Genomic DNA, 17,226 nt, shown 5'->3' on the forward strand with positions numbered 1-17,226 from the left:
TGTGCTCGGCCGGATTGAAAATATCAGGGACGGCCTCTATTTCGACTTTCAATCGGAACATACTTATGGCAAGGGCTATAACCCGCGGCGATTACAGCCCGCCGAAGGCTGCTTCCGATATCTCCACCGCGGCTCCGGAGCCTTCCAGGACGGCGTCCATCTTGCCGCCGGCTACAGGCAGCACCGTTTGGATGAAAAATTCGGCGGACTTGATCTGGCCTTCATAAAAATTGACGTCCTTTTTCTTGGCGCCCTTGCCCAGCTTGTCGGCTGCGATCGACGCGCGCCACAGCAGCATCCAGGCCATGATCACATCGCCCATGGCCTCCATAAAGGGGAAGGCGTGGGCAAAAGCGGTTTTGAACGCCGGCGATACGCCCATCTTCCCCAGGTGCATGGCGGTTTCACCCAGCCGGTTCAGGGCGTGTTCCACCTTAGCGGCCAGCGCTGCCGTCGCTTCCTGCTCCTTTGCAGCCGCAATGGCCTTTTGAACCTCGCCCATGAAGTTCATGAAGACTTTGCCCTCCTGCATGCCCAGCTTGCGGCCCAGCAGATCCATGGCCTGGATACCGTCCGTGCCCTCGTAAATAGAGGCAATCTTGCAGTCCCGGGCCAGTTGTTCGACAGGGTACTCGCGCGTGTAGCCGTACCCGCCGTAAACCTGCATGGCCTCGATGCAGACGTCGAAGCCGCGCTGGGCACAATAGGCCTTGACCAGGGGCGTCAAGAGATCGGCCAGGCCCTGGTAGAATGCCTTTTCCTCCTCGTTTTCAGTGGTTTCCAAAATGTCAAAGCACCGGCCCACGTAGTAGACGAAGCTGCGCATGCCCTCGACATGGGCCTTCATCCCCAACAGCATGCGCCGGACATCCGGGTGACGGATGATCGGCACCTGGGGGGCTTCCTTGTCGGCAAGGTTGTCCATATCACGCCCCTGAAGCCTTTCCCGCGCATAGTTCACCGCGTAGAGGTAAGCCGTCGTGGCGTGGTTGAAACCCTGGAATCCTACTCCCAGGCGAGCCTCGTTCATCATGTAAAACATGATGTGCATGCCCTTGTTCTCCTCTCCGAGCAGAAAACCCCGGCAGCCGCCCTTGCTGCCCAGGGAGATGCTGCAGGTAGCGGAGGCGTGGATGCCCATCTTTTCCTCGATCCCGGTACAGACCACGTCATTGGGCTCACCCAGGCTGCCGTCCGGGTTCACCCATATTTTGGGAACCAGAAAGATGGAGATGCCCTTGGTGCCGGCCGGCGCCCCTTCGATGCGGGCCAGAACGGGGTGGATGATGTTTTCGGCCAGGTCATGCTCACCGTTGGTGATGAAAATCTTGTCGCCTTTGATGGAATAGGTGCCGTCAGGGTTCTTTTCAGCCGTGGTTGTGAGGGCGCCAACGTCTGATCCCGCGTTCGATTCGGTGAGCAGCATGGTCCCTCCCCAGACACCGGTGTACAGTTTTTTCAGGAACAGATTTTTCTGCTCCGCCGTCCCGAAAAGCTCCACCATTTTACCCGTCCCATGGCCCATGCGGGCGTAGTTGACCAGGGCGTAGTTGCCGCCGGTGATGTATTCGCTGGCGGCAAGACTGATGAGATTGGGCAGCCCCTGCCCCCCCACTTCAGGGTCTTCGGTCAGAGACGTCCATTCATTTTCGATGACCAGTTCATGCGGACGGCGAAAGCACTCGGGCACCTTGACCTGCCCCTTTTCGAAGGTCAGGCCGATTTTGTCGCCTTCCGCATATGTGGGCAGGAGTTCCTTGATCGCAAAGCTGCGGGCTTCTGAAATGATCATGTCGAACACCTTGCGGTTCAAATCCGCAAACTTGTCGTGTTTAAGCAGGGCTTCCGCGTCCAGCTGCTCGTAAAGTGCGAATTCAATATCGCGGCGATCTGCAATTACCTGTGCCATTTTCTATCCTCCCGATTTAAATATTTTTTGCGTTTTTTAGACCCAAGGGCCGATTATAGTTTCGACTTTTCGATAATGCGCATGGCGGCCCGCTCCAGAATACCGGTGACGCCGCCAAGCACCTTGAAACGTTCGTCCTGCGTCTGGCCATGGTAGAAACGATAGTAAATCTGCTGGACGATGCCCGCCAGTTTGAACAGACCGAAGCAGTAGTAAAAATCATAGTGCCGCATGGATCGGCCGGAAAGGCTTTCGTAGCAGGCCACCAGTTCGCGGCGCGTCAGGGCACCCTGCGCATTGGTGGGAACCGTCCGGATAAGTTGCATCTCTTCAGGATCGCCTTCCTCCACCCAGTAGGCCAGGGTACCGCCCAGGTCCATCAGGGGATCGCCCAGGGTGGTCATTTCCCAATCCAGAACGCCGATGATATTCAAAGGATTTTCCGGATCGAGCACCACGTTGTCAAATTTGTAGTCGTTGTGGATAATGCACGGCGAATCGGTATCCGGCGGCATTTTCTCCTGAAGCCAGGACATCACCGTCTCGGCGTCGGGCACGTCGGGCGTGCGGGCGGCCCGGAAGCGCCGGCTCCACCCGGTGACCTGGCGCTCCACATACCCCTCGGGTTTACCGAAATCCCCCAGCCCGATCTTGTCGTAATTCACGTCGTGCAGCGCATAAAGCACCTGCATGAGGTTCCGACAAAGCTGCGTTACACCATAAGGCTCCAGGCCCAGCGAGGACGGGATCTCCTTTCTCAGAACAATTCCCTGAATCCGATCCATGACATAGAAGGGACACCCCATCACAGCAGGATCCTCGGTGTAAACCAAGGGCTGAGGGCAGTATGGATATACCGGTGCAAGGGCTTTTAGCACCGTGTACTCCCGCTTCATGTCATGGCCCGATTTGGGTTTGGTGCCGAACGGGGGGCGGCGCAGCACCATTTCCCGGCCGCCCATGGTGATAAGATAGGTCAGATTCGACGCCCCGCCGGGAAACTGCTGGACGGTCATCTCCCCCGCAAGGCCGGGAACGGCCCCGCGCAGAAAGGCCTCGACCTTTACGGCGTCGAGCGCCTCGCCCTTTCTTACCGCGGCGGCTTGATCGATGTGCTCCATCATGGATAAGCTTTCCTTCAATTTTTAGCCGCTCAACTAAACACTACTTCCCATTCTATACTGCTTCTAGAAGGGACCAGGGGTCCAGGGTTCAAGGATTCGAGTGGAAAAGTAGCCCATAGCTGATGGCTGCCAAAAGCTAACAGCAAAGAGCATTCACCTGAATAACAACATCGCAAGTTTCTGGATAGAACCACCGGTACCTTCCAAGGATCTTCCCTATTTAGCCATGTTGTTTATGCAACCTCGGGGTTCACTTGGCCCCTCGGCCCCTGACCCCTCGAATCCTGCTTACTTGACCACCTTGCCTTCGTATTCCTTCAATATCCTGCGGGCCACCGATACCTTGTGGACCTCATCGGCGCCGTCGTAGATTCGGGATGCGCGTTCGTGGCGGTAAAAGAAGGAGATGATCGTGTCGTCCGTCATGCCCAGCCCGCCGTGCACCTGAAGGGCCCTGTCAATCACCTTCTGCATGGTGTTGGCCACCACGAACTTGATCAGGGAAATATCCTGGCGAGCTTCCTTGACGCCCACGTTTTCAATGGTCCACGCGGTGTGCAGCACCATCAGGCGGGCCGCCCTGATTTCGGCCGCACATTCGGCAATCCATGACTGGATGATCTGCTTGCTCGCCAGGGTTTTCCCGGGGGCGATGATCCGTGTCATCGCCCTGTGGCACATCAAATCGAAGACCCTGTTGCAGATGCCGATCCAACGCATGCAGTGATGAATCCTGCCCGGGCCGAGCCGGTCCTGGGCAATGATGAAGGCCTGCCCTTCGGGGCCTAGCAGGTTTTCCTGCGGCACACGGCACGACTGATAGAGAATTTCGCCATGACTGAAATAGTCATCCCCGGCATGGCCCATCACCGGAATGTTGCGCACCAAATTGAAGCCCGGTGTGTCCGTGGGGACGATGATCATGCTCGTACGCAAATAGGGGGCCTCATCGGGATTGGTCACCGCCATGACGATAGCAAATGCCGCTCCGTCGGCGGAAGATGTGTACCACTTGTGGCCGTTGATGACATAATCGTCCCCGTCTTTGATGGCGGTGGTATCCATCATAACCGGGTTCGAACCGGGAAGGTCCACCTCGGTCATGGAAAAACAGGAACGAATCTGTCCATCCACCAGCGGCTTGAGCCACCGCTTTTTCTGCTCCTCCGAACCGTATTTGTAAAGGATCTCGATATTGCCCGCGTCCGGCGCCTGGCAGCCGAACGCCAGAAATCCCAGGGGAGTCCCGCCCAGAACCTCCGAAACCAGGCCGTGTTCGACAAGGTTGAGCCCCATGCCCCCGTACTCCTTGGGATGGTTGGGTGCCCACAGCTCCATCTTTTTAACCATGGCCTGCTTCTCCCTGATAACCGGTATCATACTGCTGGCGTCTTTGGTAAGAAACTCGGGCTCGAGGGGAATGAGTTCCTTTTCGACAAATTCTTTCATCATCCCTAAAATGGTCTGCATTTTCTCGGAAATAGTGAAATCCATGTTACCTCCTCCTCGTTAGAAACAGTCGCTCGTTTTTCCAGACCGGATCAATCCCCCACCGGTTTGATCCGTGAGCCGATCGGGTACCGGCGACGGTTTCCAATGCAAATAAATGTTCGTGTTCCGGGTTTATCTGAGTTCGCTGACATTCCAGCGGTTGCCTATATGTCTCCATCCGTTGCGTGAGGGTTGTCGTGAAAATCGATGCCGCAGAGTTTTTTGGCCGCCTTTTTCTTGGCCTCCATGTTCACCTTCCTTGAAATCATGATGCGCTGGGCCTGAGGCGAGCCGGCCCCGTGCATCGATTCCGTCAGGTAGCCTACCGCCGCCGTTCCCAGCGTCAGGTTTTCGATCAGCCGCAGGATGCGCGCGCGGTGTTCGGTGGGAACGTCAGGATGGGCCTTGTAGTATTTCTCGAGCCACGGCCCGACTTCCGGCGAATTGAAATCCTTTTCGCTCGGCAGCGTTACCATCAGACCGCCGGCGATATCCTGTGCCAGCCTGGAAATTTCATAGGGAAAACGCGTGACGTTGTGCTTGTGGATGTTGGCCAACAGCGTGTTCACCGAAAAGGTGCCGCTGGGTTCGCGGTGACCTTCGGAGGCACAGGCGATGCAGCCACAGTAGAGCGTTTCGTTCAGGTGGTTCATTTCGACGATTTTGTCCTTGATGTGGGAGGCATGGTCCGCCCGGTTGAACTCCGCGGCGGTCTGGGCGGCCCCGATGAGCACATCCCCCACACCAACCTTGCAGGCATAGCTCTGACGGTGGTAGCCGGCAAACACTTCCACCAGCTGACCGGCAAACGCATATTCCCGGCACATGAACACCCGCTCCCAGGGAACAAACACATTTTCAAATACCACCAATGCCTCGTGCCCGCCAAAAAAGGGGTTGCCCCGATCGATGAGGCCCTCCTCCAGCTTGCGGGTGTCACAGGATTGGCGCCCCATGATGTAAGTGATCCCCTCGGCGTCGCTGGGAAGGGCAAACGAAACAGCGTAGTCCCTGTCCGCCTCTCTCAGCGCAATGGTGGGCATCACGATGACCTCGTGAGAGTTTAGAGCACCTGTCTGGTGCGCCTTGGCGCCTTTGACCACGATACCGTCTGGCCGCTCCTCCACGATATGCAGGTACAGGTCGGGGTCTGCCTGTTTGTGCGGTGGAAGACTCCTGTCTCCTTTGGGGTCCGTCATGGCGCCGTCACAGGTGAAATCATTGTCCTGTACATATTCCAGGTATTTCAAAAACCGTTGATTGTATTCCGTACCGTGTTTCCGGTCGATGTCGAACGTCACGATCGAGAGGGCGTTCAGGGCATCCATGCCGACACATCTCTGAAAACAACAACCCGTCTCCCTTCCCAGAAGGCGGCCCATTTTGCTTTTCTTCACGAGGTCCAGAAGGCTCTGGTGTATGTGGGTGAAGCGGTTGATCCGTTTACCGCTGAGGTGGGAAATCGCGGTCATGAGGTCTTCGTGTTCGGGCCTGTGGGCCAGTGCGTACGTCTTGGCAACCGCCTGCATGGACGGCCGGATGATGGGATGATCCACCACGTTCTCAATGCGTTCGCCGAACATGTAGACCACCAGGTTCAATTTCCGCAGGCTGTCTTCATATTGTTCCGCAGTCATCATGGCCATGGCCTACCCCCTTTTGTTTCTGGTAGTGATAAAGTCGCCGATTAACCTGGATTGGCTGACACCGGCGGAAGATGCTCTTCCAGAAAATCCCGCAGACGATCCTCGTCCGCCATACCCAGCAGGCGTCCAATTTCCCGTCCCCGGTGCAGCAGCAGGAATATGGGCGTCCCCTTTATGGTGTACATCTGCTTGAAACCGTTAATGAAGCCTTCCTCCAACCGGCACACTTCCACGGAATCCGGATATAACCGGGAAATCGCTTTTAGAACCCCGGTCTGTTGTGTGCAGTCCCTCCCTCCGGGCGCACACATCAGCAATACCGGCTTTTCTGTTGAGAGAACCGCCGCTTCGAAATTGCTGTTGCTGATAATGTTTACCGGATAAATGGATGCGATCGTCGTGTTCATGAGATTCCCTGGAAATAATTGCCTTAAATATTTTCAAATACCATGCCAAGGGCCCCATTTTTCGCACAGAGAGCCAACAATCTGATTTTAAAAAATTATTTCTTACCCTCGTGGTTGCAACCTATGGTGATCCGTGCACTCATGTGCCATTTTTGGCTCATGTGCCATACCAATAGTGTGCCATGGCACATAATTGGCATTTTAACAAGGTGATTGATTTCTGCGCACCAAACAGGTAGGGTTTCTGTGAATTCTTTGGAAGGTACCTGTCAAGAGACATAACACAGCAAGTCAACCAGGAGGTAATGATGATCGTTGTCGCTAAATTGAAAGCCAAAAAGGGTTCTGAAAACGAAATGGAAAAAGTGCTTCGTGACGTCGTCCAAAAGGTGGCGGCCGAGGAAGGCACACTGGCCTATACCCTGCATCGCTCCCAGTCGGACCCGTGCACCTTCATGTTCTATGAAAAATACACGGATGCAGGGGCGTTGAAAACCCACAGTGCAACCCCGTATTTCAAAGCCATGTTCGCCGCCCTGAAAGATCTGATTGAAAGCCCGGCCGAAATCGAAATGTACGAAGAGCTGGCCGCCTTGAACCGTTAATCCCTAACAGGTAAAGGGACACCCAAGGCCGCTTATATGTGCATGCCGGGTTTGTCCCAATGTTGCCAACACCTGAGAGCAACCAACTCAAACCTGAGTTGAGCGTTTCAAATTTTAAAAATGCTCAAAATAAACGGATATAACCCATCCCTAAGAGTCGAAACGCTCAACTTAGGAAGTACCATGTTGTCGATACAACCATGGGGTTTGTTCAAGCACGCTGCCGGCTCGATGCAACAGGGGGCGACAGTGTGGGTCTTGCTGCTGGCCCTTTTCTGTTTGCAGGCGAGTCCCGTCTGCGGAGCGGACCAAGAGCCGGCCGCAACCCGCGACGGCTCGGGAGCACCGGCCGAAAACCAAACGAAAAAAACCTACAGCCCCTTCGCCGGCATGGAAAGAAACGGCCTGATTCCCAAAAAGCAATTGCCCGGCGACATCAAGAACCCGGGCCGCTGGCGCTACGTTCCGGAAGGACGGATAAAGCCGGGGAATGTCCTGGAACGGCTTTTGGTCAGCAGCTTCATAGCGCCCATGGTCTTCTACTCTCAGGATGTCGGCCTCGGCGGAGGCGTCGCCCTGACGGATATCGATTTCCGGCAGCAGCGCCGGCGCGAGTTTGCCGGCATCTTCCTGTCCCACACCACCGAAGGTCAGCAGCACTATTCCATGGTGTGGCAGCGCTGGCTCAATCACCGCGAAATCGAGGGCGGTGGGGTTGCCTTCGAAGAAAGAAGCTGGGTCCGGGCAAGGGCCGGATACGCCCAGACCCTCACTGTCAGGTTTTTCGGCCTGGGACCGGACACGTCCGCCGACGACGAGACCAGCTACACAAACGAGGTGACTTACAGCGGCGTCCTGCTGCAGCAGTCATTCCCCGAACCAGGCGACAATCCCGTTTATCGCCTCGGCTTGAATGCCGAACGCCACAACCTTTCCAAGGGCTATGTCGGAGGCGCACCCTCCACGGATGAAGCGTATCCCGGCCTCTTCAGCGATGGCGACCATTACGACATGGTCAGCTTGAACGCCATGTTGCGGTATGATTCCCGGGACAGCCAACATGCACCCTACAGGGGCGGACTCCTCGAGCTCAGCCTGGACGGCATTCCGTTCCAGAGCAATGAAAGCCCCGCCGCCGTCTCTCGGTTGGAGGGCAACTGGGTTTTCAAAACCCCCGGCGTGTTCCATGACAACGGAAACGGCAACGAAGAAAACCCGCCCACCGATGTTATCGCCATCGGAGGATTCGTGAATGCCGTCCATGGAAACCTGCCCTTTTGGGCCCTGCCGAGTTTAGGGGGACGGGACACGCTGAGGGGATACATCCAAAACCGCTTCACGGACAAATCCGCCTGGCATGCCACCGGCGAATACCGCTTCTGGGTGCTGCCGCGCGGATTCAACGTAACCAGGACGATCCGGGTCGAACGGGTGGGCCTTGCATTGTTTTACGACATCGGCACGGTGGGCGGCAGCATAGAAGACGCCTTTGCCAGCACCATCCACGACAGCTACGGTGTCAGTTTCCGACTCTCTTTGGAACGAACGGCTCTCTTCCGCGCCGACCTGGGCTTTTCGGACGAAGGTATGAACTTCACCTTTGCCTACGGCCTGCCATTCTAGTGTTGGGTTTCATTAAAAACAAACCTACGGCAATCCGTATGATAAGCCGTCACTTCCTCATCCGGCGAACGAAGCTTTCACCTTGTCGATAAAAAACTCGGTCTGCTTGGCCGCTCTTTCTTCCAGCGCAACCGGATAATCGTCGCCAAAAGCCCAGAGGATCTCCTCCAGGGCATAATGCGTCTTGATGTTGACCCCCCGTGAAGCACCGCGAAGCTGCATAAAACACCCGGGGCAGTAACAGGTGAGGTCGTTGACGCCTGTATTCAGCACCTGCGCTATTTTTTTCTTGGTCTCCTTGGCCCCCTCACCCAAATCGTAATTGTTTCTAAGGATGGAAACCGTACCACAGGTCAGATTGTCGCCCCGATTGTTCTCGAGTTCTACCACCGTCATGCCAACGGCCCTGTGCAGACCTCTCACCGCATCCATGAACCCTTCTCCCAGCTCGCTTCCGTAGCAAGCGTCGGTCAAGGCCACCCTCCGATCGATGGGACGCGCAACCTCGATGCTGCCGTTCGTATACTTTTCCCAAAGCCACTCCCACACCGATACGATTTCAAAAGGCAGTTTGACACCGTGATAATTCGGCCAGATATTCCCCAGATAATTGGCGCAGGATCCGCAGTAGCACACCAAACGCTCCGTATCGAGGCGTTCGAGCATTGCCCGTGTTCGTTCGACGGTCTCGGCAAAGGCCTGATAGTCGCCGTACCGGTACGCCAGTTCTCCGCAGCACGCATTGCGCGGAGCGTATTTGGGAACGTCCGCAAACACCTTCGAGTGTTCGATACCGTAAGGAATCTCCCGCCCGACGCAACCGATGAACAGCACCTCACGGCTTTTTGAGGGAAGATGTTCCCATGTATCCAAAACGGCCTTCTCCTTTGCTGTCTCGGTAAGATAGACATCCCCGAACAGGGAGGCTTTCCCCTTGCCTGTCAAAAGGTAGTCCACATAGGGAGGGAGGCCCTTTTCCTTCACCTGGTTTTTCTCGGCCGCGCGCTCCATGATGAGGGCGTACGGCTTAAGGCCGTGGGGGCAGTATTGATTGCAGTTGAAGCAAAACGTGCACGCATTCAACACCCGTTCTGTTTCATGGCCCTTCAACAGCCGACCCATTTCCGCCCGGGACGCCTCTTTTTCCATTTTCATAACCGGACATCTCTGTAAACAAAGGCCGCACGTTTCACAGGTACTCAGACTCTTTCCTTCGGGGTCGAAGGCATCGATGTAGGTCTTGGCAGTCATTGAGTCTCCTTCGTTTTTCACGGTGTAAATACCACCGCTTCGATTCATTATACCGGTTGTCACAAATATGTTCCGATACCAATTGTGTTCATAAGCAAGGTATCATGATTGGAAACAACCCAATCCCGATTACGATTTCGATTCGCAGCAGGCTGCCGGAAATGCGCCCCCAATCGCGCTTCAATTTTACCTTGGACGCGCGAGACCGTATTTATCGATACGGCGATAAATGGTGCGGCGGCTGATGCCCAGGTTCCGGGCGGCTTTGGCGACGTTCCAGTCGGTGTTGCCGAGAGCGCGTTCGACAGCGTGCCGGTCCTCCCGCTGCGATTTCATCTCAACCGGCCTCCCTCTGGGGGTGTGGTCGCGCATCTCCCTGGGCAGATGCCCGACGTCGATGGTGCTGTCGTGGCACAGAACGAACGCATGCTCCACCGTGTGTTCCAGTTCGCGCACGTTGCCCGGCCAGTTGTATCCCATAAACACATTCAGGACTTCATCGGAAAAGGATTGGATCTCCTTATTAAAATCGCGGTTGAAGGAGCGGCGAAAGTGATCCACTAAAAGGGGAATGTCACCCAGACGCTCCCGCAACGGTGGAAGGGCGATTTCCACGACCTTCAGCCGGTAGTAAAGATCCTCCCTGAAACTACCTGCGGCAACGGCGCTTTTGAGATCCCTATTGGTGCAGGCGATTATCCTGACATCCGCCTTCATGGAGGTGGGATCGCCTACCCGTTCAAAGGTCTTCTCCTGCAGAAACCGGAGCAGCTTCAATTGAATCAGGGGTGAAATATCGCCGATTTCGTCAAGGAAAATCGTACCGCCGTCCGCTGTTTCAAAGCGCCCCGGAGAACTTTTTACCGCCCCTGTAAAAGCGCCTTTGACGTGGCCGAACAGTTCGCTTTCCAAAAGGTTTTCCGCCAAAGCAGAGCAATTGACCGTAACAAACGGTTTGAACGCACGATTCCCGCCGTTGTGGAGCGCTTTGGCTACCAACTCCTTACCGGTCCCGCTTTCGCCTGTTACCAGCACCGTCGTCTCCAGATCGGCGAGGTCTTCGAGAAGCTTGTAAATCTCCTGCATCCGGCGATTTTTACCGATGATTCTTTGAAACCGATGCCGCTCTTCCAACTCCTTTTCCAGTTCGTTGATACGGGTGATATCCCGGATGACCAGCACGGCCCCCATAAAACGGCCCGCACTGTCCAAGAGAGGGGAACTGGAAACATCCACCTTTTGCATGGGATGCGAACCCCCGGCGCATTCGATCTGGTAGCCCTGCACCGTGGTTTTGCGATTCAGGGTTTCCTGAAGCACTTCGTGGCAGGCATGGCCGCACCCGACCGGGCATTCGGTGAACACTTTCCCGACGATACGACCCAAATCGAAACCGCAAATCGTTGCCGCCGCCTGGTTGGCCTCGATCACCTCGAGGTTGGTGTCTACCGTAATGATGGCGTCCCTGACACTGCGAAAAATGGCCTTGAGGCGGCTCCGCTGCCTGGCAACATCCTCTTCGGCCCGCTTTCGCTCGGTAATATCGCGCACGATGCTGCGAAAGCCGATGGGCATGCCGCGTGAATCTTTTTTCAGGGATATGGAATATTCCAGAATCTTTTTTCTGCCGGTGCCGGTAAGGGTTTCGAAAATGAACGAACGCTGGGGGACACCCGTGGAATACACGTCGTTGAAGGCGATGTAACAGGCCTCGGCCGCCGTTTGATCGGTCATTTCACGATAGTTCAGGCCGATCAGCCTTTCCCGCGGGGCCTCGAATATCCTGGCGATGGCTTCGTTGATGAAAATGGTGTTTCCTGCCAGGTCGTTCTCAATGTAGCCGTCCTCGATACCATCGAGGACGGTTTTGTAGTTCTCTTCCGATTCCTGCAAAGCCGCTTCACGGGCCTTGAGGGCACTTATGTCCTGAAGGGAGCCGATGGTCACGGGCGGGTCGTCGCCGGGGGTGAGAAGCGGCCAGGCGCCGGTTACCCACAAAAGCGTGCCGTTCCGACGGCGGACACGAAAAATCTCCGTTCCAGGAGGGTCTCCACCAGCCTGCAAACCCGCTTCCGGTTCAAACGGCCGCCAATCGGCGGTATAAACGATGTCGATAAACGCACGACCGATCAGATCCCCGGGGTCATCGTATCCCAGCAGTGTCGCCATTGCCTGATTGACATTCGTGAACACCGTGCCGGTCAGCACGTAGGCAGGCTCGACCAGGTGTTCGATTGCCTTTGCGGCGGCTTCCCAACCGCCTGCCGATCGCATGCGCTCCTCATGCTTATCGGGAGCGTCCGCCATCTTCCCCCCTTTCCACGACGCAATAGATGCCCCGCCCGGCCATGGCCGGCCCGAAGCACTTGTTGTCCGACAGGCAAGTGGCTTTGGCATGGTCACCGGACTGCCAGCGTTTGACCAGTCCGGGTTCGCGGATAAACGGCCGGCTCATGGAAATGTAGTCTGCCACGCCCTCCGACACGATGCGCGCGGCGACCTCTAAGGAACGGTTGCCACCGACCAGGATCAGAGGTACACTGGTTTTCCCACGAATGGTTCCGGCTTCCGTCTCAAAATACGCCTCTTTATCGGCCGAGTGGATGCCCATCCTGCTGGGGCTCAGCTTTCTATTGATTATGAGGCCGCCGCTCACCTCGATGGCGTCGATGCCTCCCTGTTCCAACATCTCCGCCACACTGGCTGCGTCCTCAGCATGCAGGCCGCCTTCCCGAAAATCCCCGCTGTTCATTTTCACCAACACGGGATAATCGCTTCCCACACGGTTGCGCACGGCCTCCAGCACCATGAGCAGCATCCGGGCCCGATTCTCGACAGTTCCGCCCAAATCATCCGTGCGCTGGTTGTACACGGGCGACAAAAACTGGCTGAGCAGATAACCGTGGGCCGCATGTATCTGGACACCGTCAAAGCCCGCCTCACGGGCCCTGTACGCCGCGGCGGCAAAGGCGTCCACCACACGGGTGATGTCGTTATCATCCATTGCCCTGCATGGTGCCCGGGAAAGGCCTTCAACAGCGGAAGGCGCCAGCGGTGTCTGCCCCGTCAGCTTATGAAAGGCGTGCAGACCGGCATGGGCGATCTGGGCCACAATGCTGCCCTGGTTGTCGTGAACCGCGGCGGTCATTTTGGATAGCCCCGGAACAAGACCGTCATCGTAGATGCCAAGCTGCCGCGATCCAGCCTGCCCCTCCCTGCTTACATAGGCATGACTGCTGATAATCAGCCCCACCCCCCCTTTGGCAAGCTCTACCATCAGGCTTGTCAGTTCTGGAGTTACGGAACCGTCGTCCCCGGCCAGGCCTTCCCACGTCGCCGAACGGACGAAACGATTGTTCAGTGTCATGCCGCTTATGTTTGTTTTTTCAAACAGTTGATCCGTGTTCATTGTGCATCTCCCTTTGCAGGTGGGGATGTCCTTGACATAGCACCTCTATTGCCTTTCATTCCTCTTCGTTAACGATTAGACCTTCCTCCCTGCCTCGAACCCACCGTGGACGGCGTCGAAAGCCAGGGCTATCTTGGCGGCGTCGCCCGCCACCCGACAGGGGATGCCCATCTTCTCGACGGGTTCCTGCAGCGGGTTGTGAGCCTCCGAACCCATCGCCAGGACCACGGAATCGGCAGGAATTTCCTCTGCCTTGCCGTCCTTTTCCACGACGACCCCGGTTTCCGTTATTTCCAGAGCCCTGGTTGACACACTGGTTTTGACCCCGATGCGGGAGATCTCCTGCAGCATCCCCCAGCGGGTGGAAAGACCGATGCCCTTGCCGATTCTTTTGAGCATTTCGATGAGCACGATCTCCTTGGTGCCGTGTGTGGCCATTGCCAGAAGGTCTTCGGGTGATTCGGCCCCGTTGACCAGCAGAAACTTCACCGCGTCTCCCGAAAGGGTTCCTTTTTCCGCCAGGAAAAGTGCGGTTTCCACCCCCACGGCCCCGCCGCCGATGACGACGACCCGCTTCCCGGTATATACCTTGTCCTGCAGCACGTCCCAGGCCTGGACCACGTGGGGAAGGCCGACGCCCTTGACAGGCGGTTTGATGGGACGCGCGCCGGTTGCCAGAATAACGCTGTCCGGATCTTCACCGGCGATGAGCTTTTCATCGACGCCCGTGTTCAGCGACACCTTTATACCGTTGACCGCCACCTGAGCAGCCAGGTCCCGGGCCAGTTCCGCGAACTCATCCCTTCCCGGGGGAGCCGCCGCCAGAAAAAGCTGCCCGCCCAGTCGATCCGCCTGTTCGTAGATCGTGACCTCGTGGCCGCATTCGCGGGCGGCCAAGGCGGCACTCATGCCCGCCGGACCACCGCCGACAACCATCACTCTCTTCGGACTATCGGTAACCCCGGCGCGGCACTCCAATTCATGGCCGGCTTTGGGATTGCACAGGCACTCCACGGCCTTACCCCTGAATATATTGTCGAAGCATCCCTGGGCACAGGCGATGCAGTGTACGATTTCGTTTTCCCGACCGCTCCTGGCCTTTTCAGGAAGAAAAGGATCGGCGATCAGGGAACGCCCCATGGCCACCATGTCACACACACCGTCGCCGATCATTTCCCTGGCAACAGCCGGGTCGTTGATCCGGTGGCTGGCGATCACGGGAATGTCCACCAGGTCCTTGATTCCCCTGGCCAAATAACCAAACACCCCGCGGGGAACGGAAGTGACGATCTGCGGTACCCTGGCTTCATGCCAGCCTACATTGATGCACAGGGCATCCACCCCCGCCTTAACCAGTGCCACGGCGTATTCCTGCAGTTCCCTGCGTCCCTGACCGCCCGGCATGAAATCATTGCCGTTCATACGCACGATCAGTGGGAAATCACCGCCCGTTGCGGCCTTGATTTTGCGCACGATCGTAAGACCGAAACGCATTCTGTTTTCATAGGTTCCGCCGTATTCGTCACTGCGCTGATTGGTCAACGGTGAAAGAAACTCGGAAATGAGATACCCTGTTCCGCTCAACACCTCCACCGCATCGAAACCGGCCTTTTTTACGCGTGCAGCTGCAGCCGCAAAGCTATCGATGATGCTGCCGATCTCATCGTGCCGTAGTTCACGCGGCACCTCCTTGGTGAGCCGGGAGGCGATGGGTGAAGGCGCCACCGGCTTGTTGCCCCCCATCAGAAAAGAAAAATTGTACCGACCGGCATGATTGATCTGCACGGCACTGCGCGCCCCGTTTTCCCTGATGCCGCCGGCAAGCTTCGAAAGGCCCGGTAGATAGGCATCATCATGCGCACCGATGTTCAAAGGAGACCCCGAGCGTTCATCGACGGTGGCAAAGCCCACACTGATCATGCCGACGCCCCCCCGCGCCCGTTCTGCATAAAATTCGACCATCCGGTCGGTCACTTCGTAGTTTTGCGCCATGTTCAAGTGCATGGCCGGCAGATAGATCCTGTTTTTGACCTCCAGACGGTTGATTCTGATGGGGCTGAAAATCGGATCCTGCATGCGTCTCTCCTTTCCGGCCGTTCGACCGGCATTCCTAATCCTCGATCGATTTTTCCAACCCTTTGAAAAACCGGTCTATTTTTTTTAGACTGCTTTTGCGCCTTCCTCTATTTTCTTGCCGGCCTTATTCACGGCTTCTCCGCAGCAAACGGCGGGCGTCTTCACCATAAGACATCTGTCTGTTTTGACCCCAGCATTGGGGTTCACGACCCCGGTGACAAAGGGATATCCCACTTCTTCATATATTTCCATACAGCGGTTCGGCTAACTCCCAATTGCCTGGCAACCTCGGCTTTGTTCCAACCACACTGGTCGAGAAGTGCCAGCAAGCCGGTCCTGTCGACGGCCGTTCTCCTTTTTGGAAAGCCGGCAACGCCGCCGCCGGTATGGGTTGCGGCAGGTCTGTATTCTGCCCGCCGCAGTTCAACGGGGAGATCGAACAGGTCGATTTCACCTTTCCGACACAGGACAAAGGCATGCTCGATCGCATTTTCCAGCTCGCGCACATTTCCCAGCCAGGGGTAATCCAGGAACAGTCGCATGGCCATCGATGAAAGTCCGCGGATGTTTTTTCCCGTCTTCCCATTCAAGCGATCGATAAAATAGGCCGTCAGCAGGGGTATATCCTCCTTGCGCTCCCTCAAAGGCGGCACGAAAATGGGAAACACCTTGAGACGATAATAAAGGTCCTCCCTAAATTTTCCCTCTTTGACCAGCCGGAAAAGATCCTTGTTGGTCGAAGCAATAACCCGGATATCGATTTTTATTCTGCGGGACTCTCCCACCCGCTCGATTTCCCGCTCCTGGAGGACCCTGAGAAGCTTTACCTGAATAAAAGGGCTGATTTCGCCGATTTCATCCAAGAGTATCGTGCCGCCGGCAGCCTCTTCGAAACGGCCGGCTCTGTCGCGAACCGCGCCAGTGAAGGCGCCTTTCACGTGGCCGAAGAGCTCACTCTCCAGAAGGGACTCGGAAAGAGCGCTGCAGTTCACCGCCACCATGGGTGCATCGGCCCGTCCCCCGTTGAAGTGAATGGCACCGGCCACGAGTTCCTTTCCTGTGCCGCTTTCTCCCTGGATAAGAATGGTTGCCTCGCTGGAAGCCGCCGCCCGTACGGCGGAAAAAACCTGCCGCATGGCATGACTTTTCCCGATAATTTTATCCAGGCGGTGCATCTCTGCCAAACGGAGACCGAACTCCTCCGCTTTCTTACGGGCTCGTTTCAGTTCGGTGAGGTCCGTAACCGTTTCTACGACCCCGATGACATCGCCGCTTTCATCTTTTACCAGGCGTGCGCTTTTCAAAACCGACACAGGGTAGCCGTTCTTGTGCCGCAGCACACACTCCTTGGCGTCCACCGCCCCCTTGTCGTAGATACCGCATTCCTTCACACCGGTCGGGCAAGTTTTTTCGATACAGAGATTGAAATTAAGCATGGCGCAGGAGCGCCCCTTGGCCTCGCCCTGCGTGTACCCCGATATTTTTTCCATGGATGGATTCCACGTGGTGATCCTCCCCTGACCGTCCAAGGTGAACACGCCGTCCGCCATGGAATCCAGTAGATAACCGGCAAACCGGGAATCCAGCCTCTCCTCCGATGTAGCGCCCATAAGCTCACTCTCGATACTGCACACGACGGTTCCCTGCCCGATTATATGCGGAAACACCGCAACATCAAACCGTTA

The 17,226-nt window shown here is 56.4% G+C and carries 12 protein-coding genes; 2 read left to right on the plus strand and 10 right to left on the minus strand.

The genetic code is table 11. The features are described from left to right. Positions 1–91: 91 nt before the first annotated feature. The 5 genes from LJE94_13305 to LJE94_13325 form a co-directional block, all read right to left on the minus strand. Positions 92–1,909: an acyl-CoA dehydrogenase gene (locus LJE94_13305; GenBank protein ID MCG6911086.1), complete on the minus strand. Its 1,818-nt coding sequence runs from the start codon at positions 1,907–1,909 to the stop codon at positions 92–94. Between the two features lie 53 nt (positions 1,910–1,962). Further along, the gene (locus LJE94_13310) at positions 1,963–3,030 is read right to left on the minus strand and encodes a phosphotransferase family protein (protein ID MCG6911087.1); all 1,068 of its coding nucleotides are present in this window, start codon (positions 3,028–3,030) and stop codon (positions 1,963–1,965) included. A gap of 291 nt (positions 3,031–3,321) precedes the next feature. Then, a complete protein-coding gene (locus LJE94_13315; protein MCG6911088.1) occupies positions 3,322–4,527 on the minus strand; it encodes an acyl-CoA dehydrogenase family protein in 1,206 nt (401 codons plus the stop codon). 161 nt (positions 4,528–4,688) lie between these two features. Continuing rightward, the gene (locus LJE94_13320) at positions 4,689–6,170 is read right to left on the minus strand and encodes a 4-hydroxyphenylacetate 3-hydroxylase family protein (GenBank protein ID MCG6911089.1); all 1,482 of its coding nucleotides are present in this window, start codon (positions 6,168–6,170) and stop codon (positions 4,689–4,691) included. A 41-nt stretch (positions 6,171–6,211) separates the two neighbouring features. Further along, entirely contained in the window at positions 6,212–6,577 is a 366-nt protein-coding gene (locus LJE94_13325) for a thioredoxin family protein (protein MCG6911090.1), read from the minus strand. Between the two features lie 305 nt (positions 6,578–6,882). On the opposite strand from LJE94_13325, the gene LJE94_13330 reads away from it, so the two are divergent. Both LJE94_13330 and LJE94_13335 read left to right on the plus strand, forming a co-directional pair. Then, positions 6,883–7,182 (plus strand): antibiotic biosynthesis monooxygenase, encoded by a 300-nt coding sequence (locus LJE94_13330; GenBank protein ID MCG6911091.1) that lies wholly within the window; start codon positions 6,883–6,885, stop codon positions 7,180–7,182. A 183-nt stretch (positions 7,183–7,365) separates the two neighbouring features. Next, complete coding sequence (locus tag LJE94_13335; protein MCG6911092.1) at positions 7,366–8,805, plus strand: BamA/TamA family outer membrane protein; 1,440 nt, start codon at positions 7,366–7,368, stop codon at positions 8,803–8,805. Between the two features lie 57 nt (positions 8,806–8,862). On the opposite strand, the gene LJE94_13340 is transcribed toward LJE94_13335, so the two are convergent. The 5 genes from LJE94_13340 to LJE94_13360 all read right to left on the minus strand — a co-directional run bounded on the left by LJE94_13340 (position 8,863) and on the right by LJE94_13360 (position 17,151). Then, on the minus strand, positions 8,863–10,056 hold the full coding sequence (locus LJE94_13340; GenBank protein MCG6911093.1) for a (Fe-S)-binding protein: 1,194 nt from the start codon (positions 10,054–10,056) through the stop codon (positions 8,863–8,865). A 186-nt stretch (positions 10,057–10,242) separates the two neighbouring features. Then, a complete protein-coding gene (locus LJE94_13345) occupies positions 10,243–12,363 on the minus strand; it encodes a sigma 54-interacting transcriptional regulator (protein ID MCG6911094.1) in 2,121 nt (706 codons plus the stop codon). Further along, positions 12,344–13,465: an NADH:flavin oxidoreductase gene (locus LJE94_13350; GenBank protein MCG6911095.1), complete on the minus strand. Its 1,122-nt coding sequence runs from the start codon at positions 13,463–13,465 to the stop codon at positions 12,344–12,346. The genes LJE94_13345 and LJE94_13350 overlap by 20 nt, the downstream gene beginning before the upstream one ends. A gap of 75 nt (positions 13,466–13,540) precedes the next feature. Next, positions 13,541–15,541 carry an FAD-dependent oxidoreductase gene (locus tag LJE94_13355; protein ID MCG6911096.1) on the minus strand — a complete coding sequence of 667 codons (2,001 nt, stop codon included), beginning with the start codon at positions 15,539–15,541 and terminating at the stop codon, positions 13,541–13,543. 203 nt (positions 15,542–15,744) lie between these two features. Continuing rightward, the gene (locus LJE94_13360) at positions 15,745–17,151 is read right to left on the minus strand and encodes a sigma 54-interacting transcriptional regulator (GenBank protein ID MCG6911097.1); all 1,407 of its coding nucleotides are present in this window, start codon (positions 17,149–17,151) and stop codon (positions 15,745–15,747) included. Between the last annotated feature and the right edge of the window lie 75 nt (positions 17,152–17,226).

This window comes from Deltaproteobacteria bacterium, assembly GCA_022340465.1.
In the GTDB taxonomy this organism is placed as follows: Bacteria; Desulfobacterota; Desulfobacteria; order Desulfobacterales; family B30-G6; genus JAJDNW01.